Annotated in this window: 20 protein-coding genes and 5 tRNA genes; 16 read left to right on the top strand and 9 right to left on the bottom strand. The window is 70.7% G+C overall.

Annotated elements, in window-relative coordinates; all coding sequences use genetic code 11:
- Nucleotides 1-24 precede the first annotated feature (24 nt).
- The 4 genes from ACIRNI_RS02170 to ACIRNI_RS02185 form a co-directional block, all read right to left on the bottom strand.
- Entirely contained in the window at nt 25-615 is a 591-nt protein-coding gene (locus tag ACIRNI_RS02170; RefSeq protein ID WP_403547524.1) for a GTP-binding protein, read from the bottom strand.
- Entirely contained in the window at nt 596-1003 is a 408-nt protein-coding gene (locus ACIRNI_RS02175; protein WP_355356342.1) for a DUF742 domain-containing protein, read from the bottom strand. The genes ACIRNI_RS02170 and ACIRNI_RS02175 overlap by 20 nt, the downstream gene beginning before the upstream one ends.
- Nucleotides 1004-1150: 147 nt before the next feature.
- On the bottom strand, nt 1151-1564 hold the full coding sequence (locus tag ACIRNI_RS02180; RefSeq protein WP_355356352.1) for a roadblock/LC7 domain-containing protein: 414 nt from the start codon (nt 1562-1564) through the stop codon (nt 1151-1153).
- A gap of 9 nt (nt 1565-1573) precedes the next feature.
- Nucleotides 1574-5173 carry a nitrate- and nitrite sensing domain-containing protein gene (locus ACIRNI_RS02185; RefSeq protein ID WP_403547525.1) on the bottom strand — a complete coding sequence of 1200 codons (3600 nt, stop codon included), beginning with the start codon at nt 5171-5173 and terminating at the stop codon, nt 1574-1576.
- Nucleotides 5174-5758: 585 nt separating this feature from the next.
- Here ACIRNI_RS02185 and ACIRNI_RS02190 point away from each other — a divergent pair.
- The 9 genes from ACIRNI_RS02190 (at nt 5759) to ACIRNI_RS02230 (ending at nt 9621) form a co-directional block, all read left to right on the top strand.
- A complete protein-coding gene (locus tag ACIRNI_RS02190; protein ID WP_355356338.1) occupies nt 5759-5941 on the top strand; it encodes a hypothetical protein in 183 nt (60 codons plus the stop codon).
- Between the two features lie 83 nt (nt 5942-6024).
- Nucleotides 6025-6813, top strand: a complete 789-nt coding sequence (locus ACIRNI_RS02195; RefSeq protein WP_403547527.1) for a fumarylacetoacetate hydrolase family protein — start codon at nt 6025-6027, stop codon at nt 6811-6813.
- Nucleotides 6806-8281: a glutamate--tRNA ligase gene (gene gltX, locus ACIRNI_RS02200; protein ID WP_403547529.1), complete on the top strand. Its 1476-nt coding sequence runs from the start codon at nt 6806-6808 to the stop codon at nt 8279-8281. The genes ACIRNI_RS02195 and gltX overlap by 8 nt, the downstream gene beginning before the upstream one ends.
- A 27-nt stretch (nt 8282-8308) precedes the next feature.
- Nucleotides 8309-9037, top strand: a complete 729-nt coding sequence (locus ACIRNI_RS02205) for an HAD family hydrolase (RefSeq protein WP_355356332.1) — start codon at nt 8309-8311, stop codon at nt 9035-9037.
- A gap of 91 nt (nt 9038-9128) precedes the next feature.
- A tRNA-Gln gene (locus ACIRNI_RS02210) sits at nt 9129-9200 on the top strand.
- Nucleotides 9201-9222: 22 nt separating this feature from the next.
- A tRNA-Glu gene (locus ACIRNI_RS02215) sits at nt 9223-9295 on the top strand.
- A gap of 63 nt (nt 9296-9358) precedes the next feature.
- Nucleotides 9359-9434, top strand: a tRNA-Glu gene (locus ACIRNI_RS02220).
- A gap of 18 nt (nt 9435-9452) precedes the next feature.
- Nucleotides 9453-9524: transfer RNA gene (locus tag ACIRNI_RS02225), tRNA-Gln, on the top strand.
- Between the two features lie 24 nt (nt 9525-9548).
- Nucleotides 9549-9621, top strand: a tRNA-Glu gene (locus ACIRNI_RS02230).
- A 116-nt stretch (nt 9622-9737) separates the two neighbouring features.
- On the opposite strand, the gene ndgR is transcribed toward ACIRNI_RS02230, so the two are convergent.
- A complete protein-coding gene (gene ndgR, locus ACIRNI_RS02235) occupies nt 9738-10454 on the bottom strand; it encodes an IclR family transcriptional regulator NdgR (RefSeq protein WP_355356330.1) in 717 nt (238 codons plus the stop codon).
- Between the two features lie 185 nt (nt 10455-10639).
- Between ndgR and leuC the strand changes: the two genes are divergently transcribed.
- The 4 genes from leuC to ACIRNI_RS02255 all read left to right on the top strand — a co-directional run bounded on the left by leuC (nt 10640) and on the right by ACIRNI_RS02255 (nt 14064).
- Nucleotides 10640-12064, top strand: coding sequence for a 3-isopropylmalate dehydratase large subunit (gene leuC, locus ACIRNI_RS02240; RefSeq protein WP_355356328.1), 1425 nt, complete (start codon nt 10640-10642; stop codon nt 12062-12064).
- A gap of 5 nt (nt 12065-12069) precedes the next feature.
- Nucleotides 12070-12663 carry a 3-isopropylmalate dehydratase small subunit gene (gene leuD / locus ACIRNI_RS02245; RefSeq protein ID WP_403547531.1) on the top strand — a complete coding sequence of 198 codons (594 nt, stop codon included), beginning with the start codon at nt 12070-12072 and terminating at the stop codon, nt 12661-12663.
- Between the two features lie 374 nt (nt 12664-13037).
- A complete protein-coding gene (locus ACIRNI_RS02250; protein ID WP_361428138.1) occupies nt 13038-13265 on the top strand; it encodes a hypothetical protein in 228 nt (75 codons plus the stop codon).
- Nucleotides 13266-13407: 142 nt separating this feature from the next.
- A complete protein-coding gene (locus ACIRNI_RS02255) occupies nt 13408-14064 on the top strand; it encodes an HU family DNA-binding protein (RefSeq protein WP_403547533.1) in 657 nt (218 codons plus the stop codon).
- A gap of 91 nt (nt 14065-14155) precedes the next feature.
- Here ACIRNI_RS02255 and ACIRNI_RS02260 read toward each other — a convergent pair whose 3' ends face one another.
- Both ACIRNI_RS02260 and cofC read right to left on the bottom strand, forming a co-directional pair.
- On the bottom strand, nt 14156-14359 hold the full coding sequence (locus ACIRNI_RS02260) for a hypothetical protein (RefSeq protein ID WP_355356320.1): 204 nt from the start codon (nt 14357-14359) through the stop codon (nt 14156-14158).
- Between the two features lie 27 nt (nt 14360-14386).
- The gene (cofC, locus tag ACIRNI_RS02265; protein WP_403547535.1) at nt 14387-15085 is read right to left on the bottom strand and encodes a 2-phospho-L-lactate guanylyltransferase; all 699 of its coding nucleotides are present in this window, start codon (nt 15083-15085) and stop codon (nt 14387-14389) included.
- 123 nt (nt 15086-15208) lie between these two features.
- Between cofC and ACIRNI_RS02270 the strand changes: the two genes are divergently transcribed.
- From ACIRNI_RS02270 to ACIRNI_RS02280, 3 genes are all read left to right on the top strand, one after another.
- A complete protein-coding gene (locus tag ACIRNI_RS02270; RefSeq protein ID WP_403547536.1) occupies nt 15209-15961 on the top strand; it encodes a lysophospholipid acyltransferase family protein in 753 nt (250 codons plus the stop codon).
- The gene (locus ACIRNI_RS02275; protein WP_403547538.1) at nt 15958-17007 is read left to right on the top strand and encodes an NAD(P)H-dependent glycerol-3-phosphate dehydrogenase; all 1050 of its coding nucleotides are present in this window, start codon (nt 15958-15960) and stop codon (nt 17005-17007) included. The genes ACIRNI_RS02270 and ACIRNI_RS02275 overlap by 4 nt, the downstream gene beginning before the upstream one ends.
- Nucleotides 17008-17069: 62 nt before the next feature.
- Nucleotides 17070-18218, top strand: a complete 1149-nt coding sequence (locus ACIRNI_RS02280; protein WP_403547540.1) for a D-alanine--D-alanine ligase family protein — start codon at nt 17070-17072, stop codon at nt 18216-18218.
- Nucleotides 18219-18261: 43 nt separating this feature from the next.
- On the opposite strand, the gene ACIRNI_RS02285 is transcribed toward ACIRNI_RS02280, so the two are convergent.
- Nucleotides 18262-18774, bottom strand: a complete 513-nt coding sequence (locus ACIRNI_RS02285) for a DUF3515 domain-containing protein (protein ID WP_403547542.1) — start codon at nt 18772-18774, stop codon at nt 18262-18264.
- A gap of 23 nt (nt 18775-18797) precedes the next feature.
- Nucleotides 18798-19031 carry an Lrp/AsnC ligand binding domain-containing protein gene (locus tag ACIRNI_RS02290; protein WP_355356308.1) on the bottom strand — a complete coding sequence of 78 codons (234 nt, stop codon included), beginning with the start codon at nt 19029-19031 and terminating at the stop codon, nt 18798-18800.
- Nucleotides 19032-19037: the final 6 nt, after the last annotated feature.

Consider the following 19037-nt stretch of genomic DNA (forward strand, 5'->3'; position numbering starts at 1 on the left):
ACGACAACTACCGTATATGCACGCCTACTTGAGCCGTGCCATGAGTGCGTGTTCCACGAGCGTGATGAGGGCGCTCTTGGCGTCGGCGCGGTGGCGGGCGTCGGTGGTGATGATGGGGGTGTCGGGGCCGATCTGAAGGGCTTCCCGCACCTCCTCCGGCGTGTACGGCTGGTGCCCCTCGAAACCGTTGAGGGCCACGACGAACGGCAGGCCGCTGTTCTCGAAGTAGTCCACGGCCGGGAAGCAGTCGGCGAGGCGGCGGGTGTCGACGAGGACGACGGCGCCGATGGCGCCGCGTACGAGGTCGTCCCACATGAACCAGAAGCGGTCCTGACCGGGGGTACCGAAGAGGTACAGGATCAGGTCCTGGTCCAGGGTGATGCGGCCGAAGTCCATGGCCACGGTCGTGGTGGTCTTGTCGCCGGTGTGGGTGAGGTCGTCGATTCCGGCAGACGCGGACGTCATGACGGCCTCGGTACGCAGCGGGTTGATCTCCGAGACGGCACCGACGAACGTGGTCTTGCCCACGCCGAACCCACCCGCCACCACGATCTTCGCGCTGGTGGTCGAACGGCCGCCGCCTCCGGCGCCGCCGCTAGAGCTTCCGAAGTCCACTGAGCACCCTTTCCAGCAGCGTCACGTCCGGCGTACCGCCGGCCTCTCCATTGCCCGGCTGGTGGATCGCCACCATGCCCGCCTCCGCCAGGTCGGCGACGAGGATCCGCGCCACCCCGAGCGGCATCGACAGCAGCGCCGACACCTCCGCCACCGACTTCACCTCACGGCACAGGTGGCAGATCCGCTGGTGCTCGGGGAGCAGGCTTCCCAGGTGCGCCGGGTCAGCGGTCGTGCTGACCAGCGCCTCGATGGCGAGCTGGTAGCGCGGCCGCGTCCGTCCGCCGGTCATGGCGTACGGACGGACCAGCGGCTGATCGCCTTCGTGTCCGTACGCGGCGTCCAGGGACGCGCCGTACGGATCGTGAGAGGCGGTGGGCGGGGTCATGGATCCTCCGGGTCGTGACAGCAGGTGGTCTGCGTGCCGTCGTGACGGGGCCGGTGGGGGGCCGGATGGGGCGGCCGACAAATGAACAAGTACGAGAGGCGGTACGTACACGAGGGGGGAGGGAGTACGTACCGCCCCGGGGTTGAGCTAACGGAGCAGGCTGCCCTGGAGCTCGGCTCTGAGGTCCGGGGTCAGGACGCTGCCGGCCCGGTCGACCAGCAGCGCCATCTCGTAGCCGACGAGACCGATGTCGCAGTCGGGGTGCGCGAGCACCGCCATGGAGGAGCCGTCCGAGATCGACATGATGAAGAGGAAGCCACGCTCCATCTCCACCACGGTCTGGGCGACCGGGCCGCCTTCGAAGATCCGGGACGCCCCCGCGGTCAGCGAGGTCAGCCCGGACGCCACGGCCGCGAGCTGGTCCGCGCGGTCGCGGGGGAATCCCTCCGACATGGCCAGCAGGAGGCCGTCGGCCGAGACCACCACGGTGTGGGACACCCCGGGGGTGTTGTCCACGAAGCTGGTGATCAACCAGTTCAGGTTCTGCGCCGCCTGGCTCATCGGGCTCAACTAACGCTCCTGCGGGTTGGTGGGGCCGATATTGAAGCTGCCAGTCGTCGAGCCGCCTGCCTGGCGGCCCTGCTGGATGCCCCGGCGGAGGTTGGTCAGCCGGCCGCGCACGTCGTCGGGCGCGCGCGAGACCTGCGGACCGGACTGGTGCGGCTGCTCCTGTGCGGTGCCCGGCACCAGGTTGGCGCGCGGGACCCGCTTGGGCAGACCGGACGTGGTGACGCCGCCGGCCGCGGGCTTGCGGACCCGCTCGGCCTGGCGCACCAGCTCGTCGTTGGGGGACGTGCGCCAGGCGGCCGTGGTGGCCGCGTCCGGCCGGGCGGCCGCGCGCTGCTGCTGGGCCGGCTGCTGCGGTACGACCGGGACGGGGACCGTCTGGTCGAGCGCGGCGAACCGGTCTTGCTGCTGCTGCTGCGGCTGCTGGTGCTGGGACTGCTGCTGGGCCTGGTGACCGCCCGGCTGGGCCTGGCGGCCGTCCTGCTGCCCGGCACCGTGGAACCAGTTGGTCTCCAGCGTGTCGTACAGCGGCGTGCGGCCGTCCCCGGACTGCGGGGAGGGCGGCAGCGCGTACTGGCCGGTGGCCTCGGGCTCCTCGTGACCGCGCGGCGCGTCCAGCGGGGTGGTGCGCTGCTGCTGCGGGGGCACGGAGCCCTGGTCGCTGCCCCAGCTGGTGGTCTGCGGGCGCGCGGAGCGCTGCGGCTGCTGCTGCTGGGGCTGCCGTGCCTGCTGGGACTGCTGCTGCTGCGGGGAGCCGCCGGGCAGCTCGGCGCGCGGACCGCCGGCGGACCCGGGCAGCGGCTGCTGGCGGCGCCGGCCGGAGGGCTGGCCCTGCTGCTGCCCGGCCTGCTGGCCCTGCTGCTGGTGCTGGTTGCCGGAGCCCTGCTGGGGGCCGCCTGCCTGCGGGGACTTCGCCTGGCTGTTCTGCCAGACGTCCGAGCGGGTCGGGATGCCCGAGGGCGCGGCGTTGCCGGCACCGTTGAAGGAGCCCGCGAGCCCGGCGTCCTGACGCTGCGGGTCCTGCTGCTGGGCCGACTGCTGCGGCTGCTGCGACTGCGGCTGGGACTGCTGCTGCGGCTGGCCGGGGCGGCCGTGCTTGCCCTGCTGCCCCTGTCGCGCCGGCTGCTGACCCCCGGGCTGACCGGGCTGACCCGGCAGCGCCGTCCGTCCCGCGGAGCCCGCGCCCACCTGACCGCGCGCGGCACCGGCGCCGGCGCCGAGACCCGTGGCGGGACCGCCCTGGCCACCGCCCAGTCCGGGACGGCCGCCACCGGCCGCACCCGGGCCGCCGGGCAGGCCCGCCCGGCCGCCGGCCGGACCCTGCGGCATCGCGCCCTGGCCGCCGGGGCCACCGGGACCGCCCTGGCCCGGCTTGCCCGGCAGCTTGCCGCCCTGGGCGACGTCGACGGGGAGCATGACCAGTGCCGTCGTACCGCCCGAGTCGGACGGCCGCAGCTGGATGCGGATGCCGTGGCGCAGGGACAGGCGGCCGACCACGAACAGACCCATGCGCCGGGAGACCGACACGTCCACGGTGGGCGGCGACGCCAGTCGCTCGTTGATCGCGGCGAGGTCCTCGGGGGAGAGGCCGATGCCGGTGTCGTGGATCTCGACGAGCACGCGCCCGTCGGGCAGGGCGTGACCGGTGACGCGCACCTTGGTCTGCGGCGAGGAGAACGACGTGGCGTTCTCCAGCAGCTCGGCGAGGAGGTGCACGAGGTCGTTGACGACGCGGCCCGCGACCTCGGTCGCCGGGACGGAGGAGAGCTCGATGCGCTCGTACTGCTCCACCTCGGACGCGGCGGCGCGGAGGACGTCGACGAGCGGGACGGGCCGCGTCCACCGGCGGCCCGGCTCCTCACCGGCGAGAACGAGCAGGTTCTCACCGTTACGGCGCATACGCGTGGCGAGGTGGTCGAGCTTGAACAGCGAGGACAGCTGGTCCGGGTCGGCCTCGCGCGACTCCAGCTCGGAGATGAGCGACAGCTGACGCTGGATCAGACCCTGGGAGCGGCGCGAGAGGTTGGTGAACATCGCGTTGACGTTGCCCCGCAGCAGGGCCTGCTCGGCGGCGAGGCGGACCGCCTCGCGGTGGACGTCGTCGAAGGCCGCGGCCACCTGGCCGATCTCGTCCCGGGAGTGCACACCGACCGACTCCACGGACGTGTCCACGTCCTGCGGGTCGGACTCGGACAGCTGCTTGACCAGCTCGGGCAGGCGCTCCTGGGCGACCTTGGTCGCGGTGTCCTGGAGGCGGCGCAGCGAGCGGATCATGGAGCGGGCCACCACGAAGGCGCCGATCAGCGAGACGCCGAGGACGAGCAGGATGAGCGCACCGTTGATGATGGCGTCGCGCTGCTCCTCCTGGCGCAGCTCACGGGCCTTGGTGTCCATCTCGCCCAGCAGCTGGAACTCGATGCGCTTCATGGCCTGGATCTTCGAGTCGTACTCGTCGGTCCAGTCCAGGTAACCGCGCGGCGGCTGGGTCTCCATGCCGCTGGCGTCGTTCAGCACGCGGTCCGCGTACTTGTCGGCCTCGACGATGTTGGGGTTGCCGGTGTTGAGCGGGGCCAGCAGGTCCGTGGCGTCGCCGCCGGAGGACGAGTAGATCGCCTGGAACGACTGGAGGGCCGCGCGCTCGTTGCTGCGGGCGGCCTGACCGTAGAGGCGGTCGTTCGGGTTGAGGTTGCCCTTCTCCCGGTCGCTCTTGGGCAGCGCGGCGGCGATGATCGCGCGCTGGATGGACGCGTACTCCTTGGCGGACGAGAACGCCGCCAGCGCACGCGTGCGCTTGATCATGTCGGGGTTGCTGGTCGCCTGGGCCATGTCCTGGGAGAGGCTCAGCAGCGACTCGATCAGCCGGCTGTAGCGCTCGACCGTCTGCGAGTGCTGCACGCCGTCCTTGTAGGCGTCCTTGCGGATGTCCCCGAGGGTGATCACCTGGGTGGCGATCTGGTTCACGTTGGACCGGATCGACTGCAGGGCCTCGTCGTCCTGGGTGTCACCGATCTCCTCGGTGGCGTCCAGGAAGGCCTTCTGCGCGAGGTCGGCCGTCTTCCGCTTCTCGGTGATCTTGTAGTCCGAGCTGACCGGACCGTCCGCGTCGGTGCGGTTGGCGAGCGGGCCCGCCGTCAGGTCGCGCTCCTCCTGGAGCGCCTGGGCGAGGTCGGTCGCCTCTTTGGTGAGCTTGGTGAGCAGCTGCATGTGATCCAGCTGCTCCATGTCGTTCATGGACTCGTTGATACGGAGTCCACCCAGCGTGGTCGCGGCGACCACGGGCAGGGCGAGCAGGGAGACGAGACGGGTGCTGATGCGCCAGTTGCGCAGGGCTATTCGGGAGCCGGCGTCGCTCGGCCCGGCGCTCTTGCCCCGGGTGCCCTTGGCGCCCTTGATGCCCTTGGCACCCTTGGCCTTCGGGGTCGCCGGGGACTCGGAGCCGCCCGGTGCGGCACTTCCGCGCCCGGTACGGCCGGCGCCGTCACCGGCGGCCGCCTGTCCGGGGTTCTGGGTGCGCTGGGGTGAGGAGCCGCGGTCGGTCCCGCCGCGCGGCTCCTGCTCCGCCGCAGCTTCCCCTCGGCCCTTGCGGGCCGGGGGAGACCCCATGCCATCCCTCTTGAAACGTCCCTGCACTAGCGTCGCAACCTCTGGACCAGGCGTCCCTCCGCGTGAACGGACAGGACGGTGTCGGCGTCGTGGAGCGCGAGTCGCGCTCCATGGTGGTCGTGAGTGACCGGCGCAGATCCCCTTCCCGCCGCCGCTTCGGCGCTGCGTTGCGCCGCTGCGCGCCGGTCTGATTCCCGCGGCGGTGCGTGGAATTCCAGCACAGTGCCGGAACTCCAACAAGGGCGACGGTACCCACCCCCGACCCGGTCGCGCAGTGTGCGTGGGCCCTCACCGTACGTGGAGGCTGTTAGGGGAGGAAACGGACTTCGGTGGACGAGTCGCTTACGGGCAGGGGGTGTCCTAGTCGCCATGATCAGGAGCGGAATGAGCGCTTCACGTGCGCAATGTCCGTTTTCACTGGTCCAACCGGCGGCCTGAAAGGTCCGGATTGTCCCTGGTGTCGTGAGCAAACTCACATATAGATCGGTGCCTCTTACCGCTATGGGCGGGGAATCGAATGTTTAGCCTGACGCTTTACATAGTCAGCCGCTCTGTCCATCCCCGACCCGAGGTCCGACACCACCGATGAAGACGACGATGACCTTCCGCTCCATCGCCAACCCCCGCCGCACCACCCTGGCGCACTTGGACGACGCCGGTGAACTCACTCAGGGCGCGAAGCCGGAGCACACGACGGACCTCCCCGCCAGCACCGCCAACCCGCGGCGCACGACCTTGATGGACGCCCCGGTCCCCGCCGCGCGGTAATCCCGGCAGGTCGGCCGCGCCTCCCGCGTTAGCCTGGAGCGTCAGACTCCAGTCACCAGCGGAAGTAAGGGGCACGGCATCCCGTGCGCATCGCCAGGTTCTCCATCGACGGCAATGTCGCCTTCGGCGCGGTCGAGGGCGACCCCGCCCCCGGCACCGGGGGCGGTCTCGTCCTCGACATCATCAAGGGTATTCCGTACGGGGACTTCGAACTCAGCGGGACCAAGGTCCCGCTGAGCAAGGTCCGCCTCCTGCCGCCCGTCCTCCCGAACAAGGTCGTGGCCATCGGCCGCAACTACGCGGAGCACGCCGCGGAGCTCGGCAACGAGGTCCCAGACGTACCCGTCGCCTTCTTCAAGCCCACCACCTCGGTGATCGGCTCCGGCGACGCCATCGAGTACCCCACCTTCTCGAACGAGCTCCACCACGAGGCGGAGCTCGCCGTCGTGATCGGCCGCATGTGCCGCGAGGTCCCGCGCGAGCGCGTCAAGGACGTCGTCTTCGGCTACACCTGCGCCAACGACGTCACCGCGCGCGACGTCCAGCAGCGCGAGAAGCAGTGGGCCCGCGCCAAGGGCTTCGACACCTCCTGCCCGCTGGGCCCCTGGGTGGAGACCGACCTCGACCCGGGCGACCTCACGATCCAGTGCACGGTCAACGGCGAACAGCGCCAGCTGGGTCGTACGAGCGACATGATCCGCTCCGTCGAGGACCTCGTCGTCCACATCACCGAGGCCATGACGCTGCTCCCCGGCGACGTCATCCTCACGGGCACTCCGGCCGGAGTCGGACCGCTCAACGTCGGCGACGAGGTCGCCGTCACCATCGAAGGCATCGGCACTCTCACCAACAAGGTGATCAAGCGTGGCTAACGCAGACGTCCGCGTACGTTTCTGTCCCTCCCCGACCGGCAACCCCCACGTGGGCCTGGTCCGCACCGCCCTGTTCAACTGGGCCTTCGCCCGGCACCACCAGGGCACCATGGTCTTCCGCATCGAGGACACGGACGCGGCGCGCGACTCCGAGGAGTCGTACCAGCAGCTCCTCGACTCCCTGCGCTGGCTCGGCCTCGACTGGGACGAGGGCCCCGAGGTCGGCGGCCCCCACGCGCCGTACCGCCAGTCGCAGCGCATGGACATCTACAAGGACGTCGCCGACAAGCTGCTCGCCGGCGGTTACGCGTACCGCTGCTACTGCACCGCCACGGAGCTCGACGAGCGCCGCGAGGCCGCCCGCGCCGCCGGCAAGCCCTCCGGTTACGACGGCACCTGCCGCGACCTCACCGCCGAGCAGAAGGCGGCGTACGAAGCGGAGGGCCGCGAGTCGATCGTCCGCTTCCGGATGCCCGACGAGCCGATCACCTTCACCGACCTGGTCCGCGGCGAGCTCACCTTCACCCCGGAGAACGTCCCGGACTACGGCATCGTCCGCGCCAACGGCGCCCCCCTCTACACGCTCGTCAACCCCGTCGACGACGCGCTGATGGAGATCACCCACGTCCTGCGCGGCGAGGACCTGCTCTCCTCCACCCCGCGCCAGATCGCCCTTTACAAGGCGCTGATCGAGCTGGGCATCGCCAAGGAGATCCCCGCCTTCGGCCACCTGCCGTACGTCATGGGCGAGGGCAACAAGAAGCTCTCCAAGCGCGACCCGCAGGCCTCGCTGAACCTCTACCGGGAGCGCGGCTTCCTCCCCGAGGGTCTGCTGAACTACCTCTCGCTCCTCGGCTGGTCCTTCTCCGCCGACCAGGACGTCTTCACCATCCCCGAGATGGTCCAGAAGTTCGACATCGCGGACGTCAACGCCAACCCGGCCCGCTTCGACCTGAAGAAGGCCGAGGCGATCAACGCCGACCACATCCGCCGCCTGGACGTGAAGGCGTTCGCCGAGGCCTGCGAGCCGTGGCTGCGCGCCCCGCACGCCCCCTGGGCCCCCGAGGACTTCGACCGCGCGGCCTGGGAGGCCATCGCGCCGCACGCCCAGACCCGTCTGACCGTGCTTTCCGAGATCACGCAGAACGTCGACTTCCTCTTCCTCCCGGAGCCCGTCGAGGACGAGGCGTCCTGGCAGAAGGCCATGAAGGAGGGCTCCGACGCCCTGCTGCGCACGGCCCGCGCCAAGCTGGAGGCGGCGGACTGGACCATCCCGGAGTCCCTCAAGGAAGCCGTCCTCGCCGCCGGCGAGGAGCACGGCCTCAAGCTCGGCAAGGCCCAGGCCCCGGTCCGCGTCGCGGTCACCGGCCGCACGGTCGGCCTGCCGCTCTTCGAGTCCCTGGAGATCCTCGGCAAGGACCGCACCCTGGCCCGCATCGACGCGGCTCTGGCGAAGCTCGGCGGCTGACCCCGTCCCGGCGGTACCGTCGGGACCATGCCGATCCGCGCGGTCCTCTGGGACATCGACGACACGATCTTCGACTACGCCAGCGCCGACCGCGCCGGAATGCTGCACCACCTGAAGGCCGAGGGCCTGGTGGACGGATACGACTCCGTCGACCAGGCCCTCAGCCGTTGGAAGGAGCTCACCACCCATCACTGGCGCCGCTTCGAGGCCGGCGGCGTGGCCTTCGAGGACCAGCGCCGGGACCGGGTGCGCGACTTCGTACGGCGGCCGCTGAGCGACGCCGAGGCCGACGAGTGGTTCGCGCGGTACCTGCGGCACTACGAGGCCGCCTGGGTGCTCTTCCCGGACACCCTGCCCGTGCTGGACGTCCTGGCGGCGGGCTACCGCCACGCCGTCCTGTCGAACTCCAGCATCCACAACCAGGACCGCAAGCTGCGGGCCCTGGGCGTACGCGACCGGTTCGAGGCGCTGCTGTGCGCGGCCGAGCTGGGCGTCGCCAAGCCCGCGCCCGAGGCCTTCCATGCCGCCTGCGACGTCATGAACCTGCCGCCCGAGGAGGTGGCGTACGTGGGGGACCAGCCCGACATCGACGCCCGGGGCGCCGTCGAGGCGGGCCTGAAGGGCATATGGCTGGACCGTACGGGGGTCGGCGGGCGGCCCGAGCTGATCAGGATCACCGGGCTCGACCAGCTCCCCGGGCTGCTGCGGCGGCTGCGCGGCGATACCCGTTTTGGAGCCCAGGACACCTTCGGGTAATGTTCTTCCTGCGCCGAGGGGAGCGGGCCGAAAAGCCCGAAGCCCCGGAGCGTAACCCGAACAAAACCCTCGCAAGGGGGTTGAGTTTTGGTGGCCTATGGTGTAATTGGCAGCACGACTGATTCTGGTTCAGTTAGTCTTGGTTCGAGTCCAGGTAGGCCAGCTCGCAGAGCTTCATCTGCAAAGCCCCCGTTGTGTAGCGGCCTAGCACGCTGCCCTCTCAAGGCAGTAGCGCCGGTTCGAATCCGGTCGGGGGTACAGATCCTTCCCGCGTGATCATCAGGGTCGCACCCGATGATCACGAGACGCAGGATCGCTAGGGCCCCCGTTGTGTAGCGGCCTAGCACGCCGCCCTCTCAAGGCGGTAGCGCCGGTTCGAATCCGGTCGGGGGTACCAACTGGTCTAAACCACCAGTGGCCTATGGTGTAATTGGCAGCACGACTGATTCTGGTTCAGTTAGTCTTGGTTCGAGTCCAGGTAGGCCAGCGGATCGTACAGCGTACAGATCTTGCCCCCGTTGTGTAGCGGCCTAGCACGCCGCCCTCTCAAGGCGGTAGCGCCGGTTCGAATCCGGTCGGGGGTACGCATAGAGGAAGCCCTCCCCAGCAGGGGAGGGCTTCCTCGTTTTCCGGATGCGGAGGGACAACTCCTCCCCACCGCTGCGGCGTTGAAGCGATGGGGCAGGAGAGGGAAGCAGGGTCAGCCGGAGCGGCGCAGCGCCTCGGTCAGCCGGGCGGCGGCGTCGATGACGGCCTGGGCGTGCATACGCCCTGGGTGGCGCGTCAGACGCTCGATCGGGCCCGAGACGGACACGGCGGCCACCACGCGGTTCGACGGGCCCCGCACGGGCGCGGAGACGGACGCCACGCCCGGCTCCCGCTCGCCGATCGACTGGGCCCAGCCACGGCGCCGTACGCCCGACAGTGCCGTCGCCGTGAAGCGGGCGCCCTGAAGGCCGCGGTGCAGCCGCTCCGGCTCCTCCCAGGCCATGAGGATCTGGGCCGAGGAGCCGGCCTTCATGGTGAGCGTGGAGCCGACCGGCACGGTGTCCCGCAATCCGGACAGCCGCTCCGCCGCGGCGACGCAGATGCGCATGTCGCCCTGGCGCCGGTAGAGCTGCGCGCTCTCCCCGGTCACGTCACGCAGATGAGTCAGTACCGGTCCGGCCGTGGCCAGCAGGCGGTCCTCACCGGCCGCGGCGGCGAGCTCCGCCAGCCGCGGTCCGAGGATGAACCGGCCCTGCATGTCCCTCGCCACCATCCGGTGGTGTTCCAGTGCCACGGCAAGGCGATGTGCCGTGGGTCGTGCGAGCCCGGTCGCCGCGACCAGCCCGGCGAGGGTGGCCGGACCGGACTCCAGGGCGCTCAGAACCAGAGCTGCCTTGTCGAGAACGCCGACGCCGCTAGAGTTGTCCATGCAACGATATTCACGTCTCACTCTGTGAAACGCAAGTTCAATTTCCCGGGGAACTTGCCACCCTGTACTCACGGCCCGCGGACCAACGGGTCCCAAGCCGACGTCCGGCACGTGGAACGGGGTACGGACGTGGGCCCACAGATCTCTAGAGGTGCCGGCCCAAGACGCCGGCCGGAGGGAAAGCGATGGGTAGGACTCTCGCGGAGAAGGTCTGGGACGACCACGTCGTCCGGCGCGCCGAAGGCGAGCCCGACCTGCTCTACATCGATCTGCACCTGCTGCACGAGGTGACCAGCCCCCAGGCCTTCGAGGGGCTGCGCCAGGCCGGCCGGCAGGTGCGGCGGCTCGACCTCACCATCGCCACCGAGGACCACAACACGCCGACCCTCGACATCGACAAGCCCATCGCCGACCCGGTCTCCCGGGCGCAGCTGGAGACCCTGCGCAAGAACTGCGCCGAGTTCGGGGTCCGCCTGCACCCGCTGGGCGACGTCGAGCAGGGCGTCGTCCACGTCGTGGGACCGCAGCTGGGCCTGACCCAGCCGGGCACCACGGTGGTCTGCGGTGACTCCCACACCTCCACGCACGGCGCCTTCGGCGCTCTGGCGTTCGGCATCGGCACCTCCCAGGTCGAGCACGTGCTGGCCACCCAGACGCTGCCCATGGCCCGCCCCAAGACCATGGCGATCACGGTCGACGGCGAGCTGCCCGAGGGCGTCACCGCCAAGGACCTGATCCTGGCGATCATCGCCCGGATCGGCACCGGCGGCGGCCAGGGCTACGTCCTGGAGTACCGCGGCTCCGCCATCGAGAAGCTCTCGATGGAGGCCCGGATGACCATCTGCAACATGTCGATCGAGGCCGGCGCCCGCGCGGGCATGATCGCCCCGGACGAGACCACCTTCGCCTACCTCCAGGGCCGCCCGCACGCCCCGCAGGGCGAGGACTGGGACGCGGCGGTCGCCTACTGGAAGACGCTGAAGACGGACGACGACGCGGTCTTCGACGCCGAGGTCGTCATCGACGCCACCGAGCTGTCCCCGTTCGTCACCTGGGGCACCAACCCCGGCCAGGGTGCGCCGCTTTCGGCGACGGTCCCCGACCCCGCTTCGTACGAAGACGCTTCGGAGCGGCTGGCGGCGGAGAAGGCCCTGGAGTACATGGGGCTGACCGCCGGGCAGGCGCTGCGCGACATCAAGGTCGACACCGTCTTCGTGGGCTCCTGCACCAACGGCCGCATCGAGGACCTGCGCGCCGCCGCCGACATCCTGGGCGGCCGCAAAGTCGCCGACGGCGTACGGATGCTGGTGGTCCCCGGTTCGGTCCGGGTGGCCCTGCAGGCCGTCGAGGAGGGCCTGGACAAGGTCTTCAAGGAGGCCGGCGCCGAATGGCGGCACGCGGGCTGCTCCATGTGCCTGGGCATGAACCCCGACCAACTCGCGCCCGGTGAGCGTTCCGCGTCCACCTCCAACCGCAACTTCGAGGGCAGGCAGGGCAAGGGCGGCCGCACCCACCTGGTGTCGCCGCAGGTCGCCGCCGCCACCGCCGTGCTCGGCCACCTGGCCTCGCCCGCCGACCTGTCCGAAGCCCCCGCGACCGCCGGAGTCTGAGAACCATGGAAGCCTTCACCACCCACACCGGCCGGGCCGTTCCGCTGCGCCGCAGCAACGTCGACACCGACCAGATCATCCCGGCGCACTGGCTGAAGAAGATCACCCGCGACGGCTTCGAGGACGGGCTGTTCGAGGCCTGGCGCAAGGACCCCGAGTTCGTCCTCAACCGCCCCGAGCGGCAGGGTGCCACCGTCCTGGTGGCCGGCCCCGACTTCGGCACCGGCTCCTCGCGTGAGCACGCCGTCTGGGCGCTGCAGAACTACGGCTTCAAGACCGTCATCTCCTCCCGCTTCGCGGACATCTTCCGCGGCAACTCGCTGAAGAACGGCCTGCTCACGGTCGTCATCGACCAGAAGGTCGTGGACGCGCTGTGGGAGCTCACCGAGGCGGACCCGCAGGCGGAGATCACCGTCGACCTCCAGGACCGCCAGGTGCGCGCCGAGGGCATCGTCGCCGACTTCGAGCTCGACGAGAACGCCCGCTGGCGGCTGCTGAACGGCCTGGACGACATCAGCATCACCCTGCGGGAAGAGGGTGACATCGCGGCGTACGAGGCGAAGCGCCCCGCGTACAAGCCGCGCACCCTCCCGGTCTGACCCTCCCGGTCCTCCGCGCTCCCCTCCGGTGCCCCCGGCCGATCGACGGCCGGGGGCACCGGCGTGTGTGCCCTCCGGCGGCCCCCCGGCGGACCTCCGACGGCTCCGTCAGGTTGGCGTGAAAGTGACGTTGCCGGGCAGCAGGATGACGTGCGCGGGGCCATCCGGCTGACGCCTCCCGCGTGTGTCGCGGTCTCGCGCGCCCCGCCCTTCCGGAGCCGCGCGGCGTGCCCCAACTCCCTTCTCATGAAGGGGGTTTGGCGTCCGACCGGGGGGTACTCGAATGCCGTCCAGGCAAGCGGTGAAAGGCCGTTGGGGCACGACAGTTACCCCCTACGGAGGCGACAACTCGCCCCAGATGGCACAATCGGTGCATGGAACGCGACAGCCAACTCCAGCTCTACGAGGCCGTCGCAGCCCGACTGAAAGAAGCGCACACCCGCGTGCGCGCACTGCAAGTCCCGGAGGGCGTAAGGATGGCGCTGTCCCGGAAGCTGTTGGCCATCACGGCCGCGGCGAAGCACGATCTCGCAGGCGCCGCACAGCGCCTGGACCGGTTGATGAAGGACCTCGACGAGGGCCGATTCCCTGAAGGTGACTAACACTCCGAACTCCGCAGCCGCCTACTTCGTTGCGGCACTAGGGTGATTAGCCCGTTTCGTGTTTGATTTGCGGTATATATCTGCCTAACGTGCGAAAAAGCTTGAACACTTTCGTTCCGGCAATGTCTCCGAAGGGGAAGACGTGAACAAGGCGCAGCTCGTAGAAGCGATTGCCGACAAGATGGGCGGTCGCCAGCAGGCCGCCGATGCCGTCGACGCGGTGCTCGACGCGATCGTGCGTGCCGTGGTCGCCGGTGACCGTGTCTCGGTCACCGGCTTCGGCTCGTTCGAGAAGGTGGACCGTCCGGCCCGCTACGCCCGCAACCCGCAGACCGGTGAGCGCGTACGGGTCAAGAAGACCTCGGTTCCGCGCTTCCGCGCAGGTCAGGGCTTCAAGGACCTGGTGAGCGGCTCCAAGAAGCTGCCCAAGGGCGGCGAGGTGGCGGTCAAGAAGGCGCCCAAGGGCAGCCTTTCCGGCGCGCCGCCCACCATCTCCAAGGCCGTGGGCAAGAAGGCCGCCGCCAAGAAGACCACCACCGCCACGGCGAAGAAGACGGCGGCCGCCAAGAAGGCGACCCCGGCGAAGAAGACCACGGCCGCCGCGAAGAAGACCACCGCGAAGAAGGCCACCCCCGCCAAGAAGACCACCACGGCGGCGGCCAAGAAGGCGACCCCGGCGAAGACCACCGCCGCCAAGAAGACCGCGCCGGCGAAGAAGGCCACCGCGAAGAAGGCCCCCGCCAAGAAGACGACGGCCCGCAAGACCACCGCCAAGAAGACCGCCACCGCGCGCAAGTAAGCGCCGCAGGCCCACCGGGCCCCTCACGCGCCGGGCCGGGCTCCCAAGAAGGGGAGCCCGGCCCGCGGTGCGTCGTCGGTCGTGGGGCGCGTCAGAACGTCTGCAGCGTGATCAGCGTGATGCGGAGGGACTCGCCCTCGCCCTCCGTCTCGATCCGCACCCGCTGCCCCGGACGCAGCAGCCGCAGGCCGCCGGCGTCGAAGGCCGGGGCGGCGAAGGGCACCGGCGTGCCGTCGTCGAGGAGGACGCTGCCGCTGCGGGATTCGGGGTCGTACGTGTACGCGGTGGCCTGCATGGACCGCAGCCTATCCGGCCGTCCGCACTACGCGGGTTCGGGTTCGGGTTCGCCCAGGGGCCGGAGTTCGGCGGTGTGCGGGCCCACGCCCAGTTCCAGGGCGGCCCGCAGGTCCGCGCCGGTGTCCACGTCCCGGCGTACGGACGTCACGCCGTCCGGCGGAATTTCCACCGCGCCCGACGACAAATGGCGGAGCCTGGACGCCCCGCCGAAAGCCGGGAGCAATTCCATTCCGGGGGCGGCCGACAGCAAAGTCGTGCCGATTTCGGCGGCGTCCGCCAGAAATGCCCGCGGGAATTGGCCCGCCATTCCCAGGACCCGGGACAGCTCCGCCGGGCGCAGCGCCGGCAGGTCCGCGTTCAGGGCCGCCACCGGAGCGCCGGGCCGCCGCGCGCGGGCCGCGTCCGCCCCGTACGCCAGTGCGGCGTTCAGGCCCGCGGCCGGGGCGTCCGCCACCACGGCCGCCCCCAGCGCGCTCAGCGCCCCCGCCGCCAGGGGGTCGTCCGTGACGACCACCACATCCCGCACCGCCGGACAGGACAGCGCCGCGGCCACCGTGTCCTGCGCGAACGCCAGCGCGAGCCGGGGTCTGAGCATCGGCCCGACGGCGCCGGCGAGCCTGCTCTTGGCCAGCGGGAGGGGTTTGAGCGGCACGACCAGGGACCAGGAGCCGGTCGGACCGGCCGGGCCGGCGGTGTTCGCGGGGAGCTCTCCGTCCTTGCGCATCGCGCCCATTGTCCACAGCCCGGACGGTCGCTGTCCGAGGCGGGGCGTACGGTGTTCTCGACAGACCAGGGGCCTGGGGCGACACTTGACCCCCGGCGAAGCAGCCCAGAGGAAGGTGTCCGAGTGTCCCGCCGCAGAATCGGCTTCTGGTACCGCCTGGCGGCGGTCATCGCAAAACCACCGTTGGTGGTTCTGTTCAAGCGGGACTGGCGGGGAATGGAGCACATTCCGGCCGAGGGCGGATTCATCACCGCGGTCAACCACAACTCCTATCTGGACCCGTTGTCGTACGCGCACTACCAGTACAACACCGGACGGGTTCCGCGTTTCCTCGCCAAGGTCGGGCTTTTCAAGGGCTCCTTCGTCGGCATGATGCTGCGCCGCACCGGGCAGATCCCCGTCTACCGCGAGACGACCAACGCCCTGGACGCCTTCCGCGCCGCCGTCGCCGCCATCGAGCGCGGCGAGTGCGTCGCCTTCTACCCCGAGGGCACCCTGACCCGCGACCCCGACATGTGGCCGATGGCCGGCAAGACCGGCGCCGCGCGCGTCGCCCTGCTGACCAAGGTGCCCGTCATCCCGGTCGCCCAGTGGGGCGCCAACTTGGCGATGCCGCCGTACGCCAGGGAGAACAAGCTCCGCCTCTTCCCGCGCAAGACGCTGATCGTGCAGGCCGGGCCGCCCGTCGACCTCACCCGGTTCTACGACAGGGAACCCACGCCCGAGGTGCTGCGCGAGGCGACCGAGGCCATCATGGCGGCGATCACCTCCCTGCTGGAGGAGGTCCGCGGGGAGAAGGCCCCCGCGCAGCCGTACGACCACCGCAAGGCCCGCCTGGAACAGCGGCGCAGGGCCGCAGGGGAGGAAGCGAAGTGACACACGCGGACAAGGGGCGCGACGAGGCGCCGGAGAAGACGCAGCCCGTCAAGGCGGCCGTCTTCGGAACCGGCTCCTGGGGCACGGCCTTCGGCATGGTCCTCGCCGACGCCGGCTGCGAGGTGACCCTGTGGGGCCGCCGCCAGGAGGTCGCCGACGCGATCAACGCCACCCGCACCAACCCGGACTACTTCCCGGGCGCCCGGCTCCCCGACTCCGTACGCGCCACCACCGACCCCGCCGAAGCCGCGCACGGCGCCGACTTCACGGTCCTCGCCATCCCCTCCCAGACCCTCCGCGGCAACCTCGCCGACTGGGCCCCCAAGCTGGCCCCCGGCACGGTCCTCGTCTCCCTGATGAAGGGCATCGAACTGGGCACCGCCAAGCGGATGAGCGAGGTCGTCGAGGAGGTCGCCGACGTCTCCCCGGACCGGATCGCCGTGGTCACCGGCCCGAACCTCGCCAAGGAGATCGTCGCCCGCATGCCGGCCGCCGCCGTGGTCGCCTGCCGCGACGAAGCGGTCGCCCGGCGCCTCCAGGCCGCCTGCCACACCCCGTACTTCCGTCCGTACACCAACACCGACGTCATCGGCTGCGAGCTCGGCGGCGCCGTGAAGAACGTGATCGGGCTGGCCGTCGGCATCGCCGACGGCATGGGCCTGGGGGACAACGCGAAGGGCTCCCTCATCACCCGCGGCCTCGCCGAGACCACCCGCCTCGGCATGGCCATGGGCGCCGACCCGCTGACCTTCTCCGGCCTCGCCGGCCTCGGCGACCTCGTCGCCACCTGCTCCTCCTCCCTCTCCCGCAACCACACCTTCGGCTTCAACCTGGGCAAGGGCATGACCCTGGAGGAGACCATCGCGGTCACCAAGCAGACCGCCGAAGGCGTCAAGTCCTGTGAGTCGGTGCTCGATCTGGCCCGGCGCCACGGCGTCGACATGCCCATCACCGAGACCGTCGTCGGCATCGTCCACGAGGGCAAGCCCCCGATCGTCGCCCTCAAGGAGCTGATGTCGCGCGCCGCCAAGCCAGAGCGGCGCTGACCCGAACAGACGGCCACTCGGTCGCTGACGCGAGGGGTGGGAGCAGGTACGCTCATCGCGATATGAGCAGCGAGAACCTCCCCACCAGCCCCGGGCGCAAGCCGCGCGTGGCCGTCGTCTTCGGCGGCCGCAGCTCCGAGCACGCCATCTCCGTCGTCACCGCCGGCGCCATCCTGCGCGCCATCGACCGGAGCAAGTACGACGTGCTGCCCATCGGCATCACCACCGACGGCCGCTGGGCGCTGACCGCCGACGAGCCGGAGCGGATGGCCATCGCCGACCGCGCGCTGCCGAGCGTCGCCGACCTCACCGACTCGGCCGAGGGCACGGTCGTCCTCCCCGTCGACCCCGGCACCCGCGAGGTCGTCTACAGCGAGCCGGGCGCCGTGCCCAAGGCGCTCGGCGACGTCGACGTGGTCTTCCCCATGCTCCACGGCCCGTACGGCGAGGACGGCACTCTCCAGGGCATGCTGGAACTCTCCGGAGTGCCGTACGTCGGCGCCGGTGTGCTCGCCTCGGCCGTCGGCCAGGACAAGGAGTACATGAAGCGGGTGTTCCAGTCGTACGGGCTGCCCGTCGGCCCCTACGAGGTGATCCGCCCCCGCGAGTGGGCGCAGGACCCCGCCGCCGCCCGCACGCGGATCCTCGACTTCGCCGCCGAGCATGGCTGGCCGCTGTTCGTGAAGCCCGCCCGGGCCGGCTCCTCCTTCGGCATCACCAAGGTCGACGACCCCTCCCGGCTCGACGAGGCCATCGAGGAGGCCCGGCGCCACGACCCCAAGATCCTCGTGGAGGCGCTGCTCACCGGCCGCGAGATCGAGTGCGGCGTGCTGGAGTTCGAGGACGGCCCGCGCGCCAGCGCGCCCGCCTGGATCCCGCCGGTCACCGACCACGAGTTCTACGACTTCGAGGCCAAGTACATCGACTCGGCCTCCGGCGTGGTGCCCGCCCCGATCACCCCGGAGCAGACCGCCGAGGTCCAGCGGCTCGCGATCGCCGCGTTCGAGGCGGTCTCCTGCGAGGGACTGGTCCGCGCGGACTTCTTCCTCACCGACGACGGCGAGTTCGTCATCAACGAGATCAACACGATGCCCGGTTTCACGCCGATCTCGATGTACCCGCGCATGTGGGAGGCGAGCGGTGTGAGCTACCAGGAGCTGATCGACCGGCTGATCCAGGCCGCGCTGAGCCGCTCGACCGGCCTGCGCTAGAAAGCCACCCCCGTAGGGCCCGCCGGACCGCCCGCCCGGGCCCTCACAGGCTCGGCGGGACGGCCTTCTTCACCGGCCCGGCGAACGCCGCCAGCGGGCTGGCGTCGTGCGCGTACCGCTCGTCCAGCGACACCTCCACGTACGCCTGGCGATACGTGGAGGTGAAGCGCGGCCCGGTGCCCTCGCGCGGCTCCAGCAGCCAGTTCACGCCGTCCGCCTCCACGCCTTTGGCCTGGGGGTCGCTCATCCTGTCGGGCCGCGGGACACCGCAGCGCAGTACGATCGCCCCGTCCCCCCATCCGGCGGTCAGCTCCGAATCCGGCTCCGGATCGCTCCGGTCCAGTCCGGCGACGGTCGCGGGCAGCTCCTTGTCCAGCGCCCGGCAGACGGCCGCCTCCTCCGCCGTCGGGCGGGGAACCGCGACCGACGGCCCGGCGTCGTCGCCGAAGGCGGAACAGCCCGCGGCGGCCAGCAGGACGGCGGCCGTGGCGACGGCCGCGACGGCGGTGCGGACGGTGGTGGCGGAGGGGGAGGGCAAGGACCGGTGGCAGGACATCACCGGCCAAGGGTAGACGGGGGCTAGAGATGCACGACCGGACAGGTCAGAGTGCGGGTGATGCCCTCGACTTGCTGGACCTTCGCGACCACCATGCGGCCGAGCTCGTCGACCGTGTCGGCCTGGGCGCGCACGATCACGTCGTACGGCCCCGTGACGTCCTCGGCCTGGATCACCCCCGGGATCTTGGAGATGGTCTCGGCGACGGCCGACGCCTTGCCCACCTCGGTCTGAATAAGGATGTACGCCTGAACCACGGAACC

The organism is Streptomyces sp. NPDC093546 (assembly GCF_044765045.1).
In the GTDB taxonomy this organism is placed as follows: Bacteria; Actinomycetota; Actinomycetes; order Streptomycetales; family Streptomycetaceae; genus Streptomyces.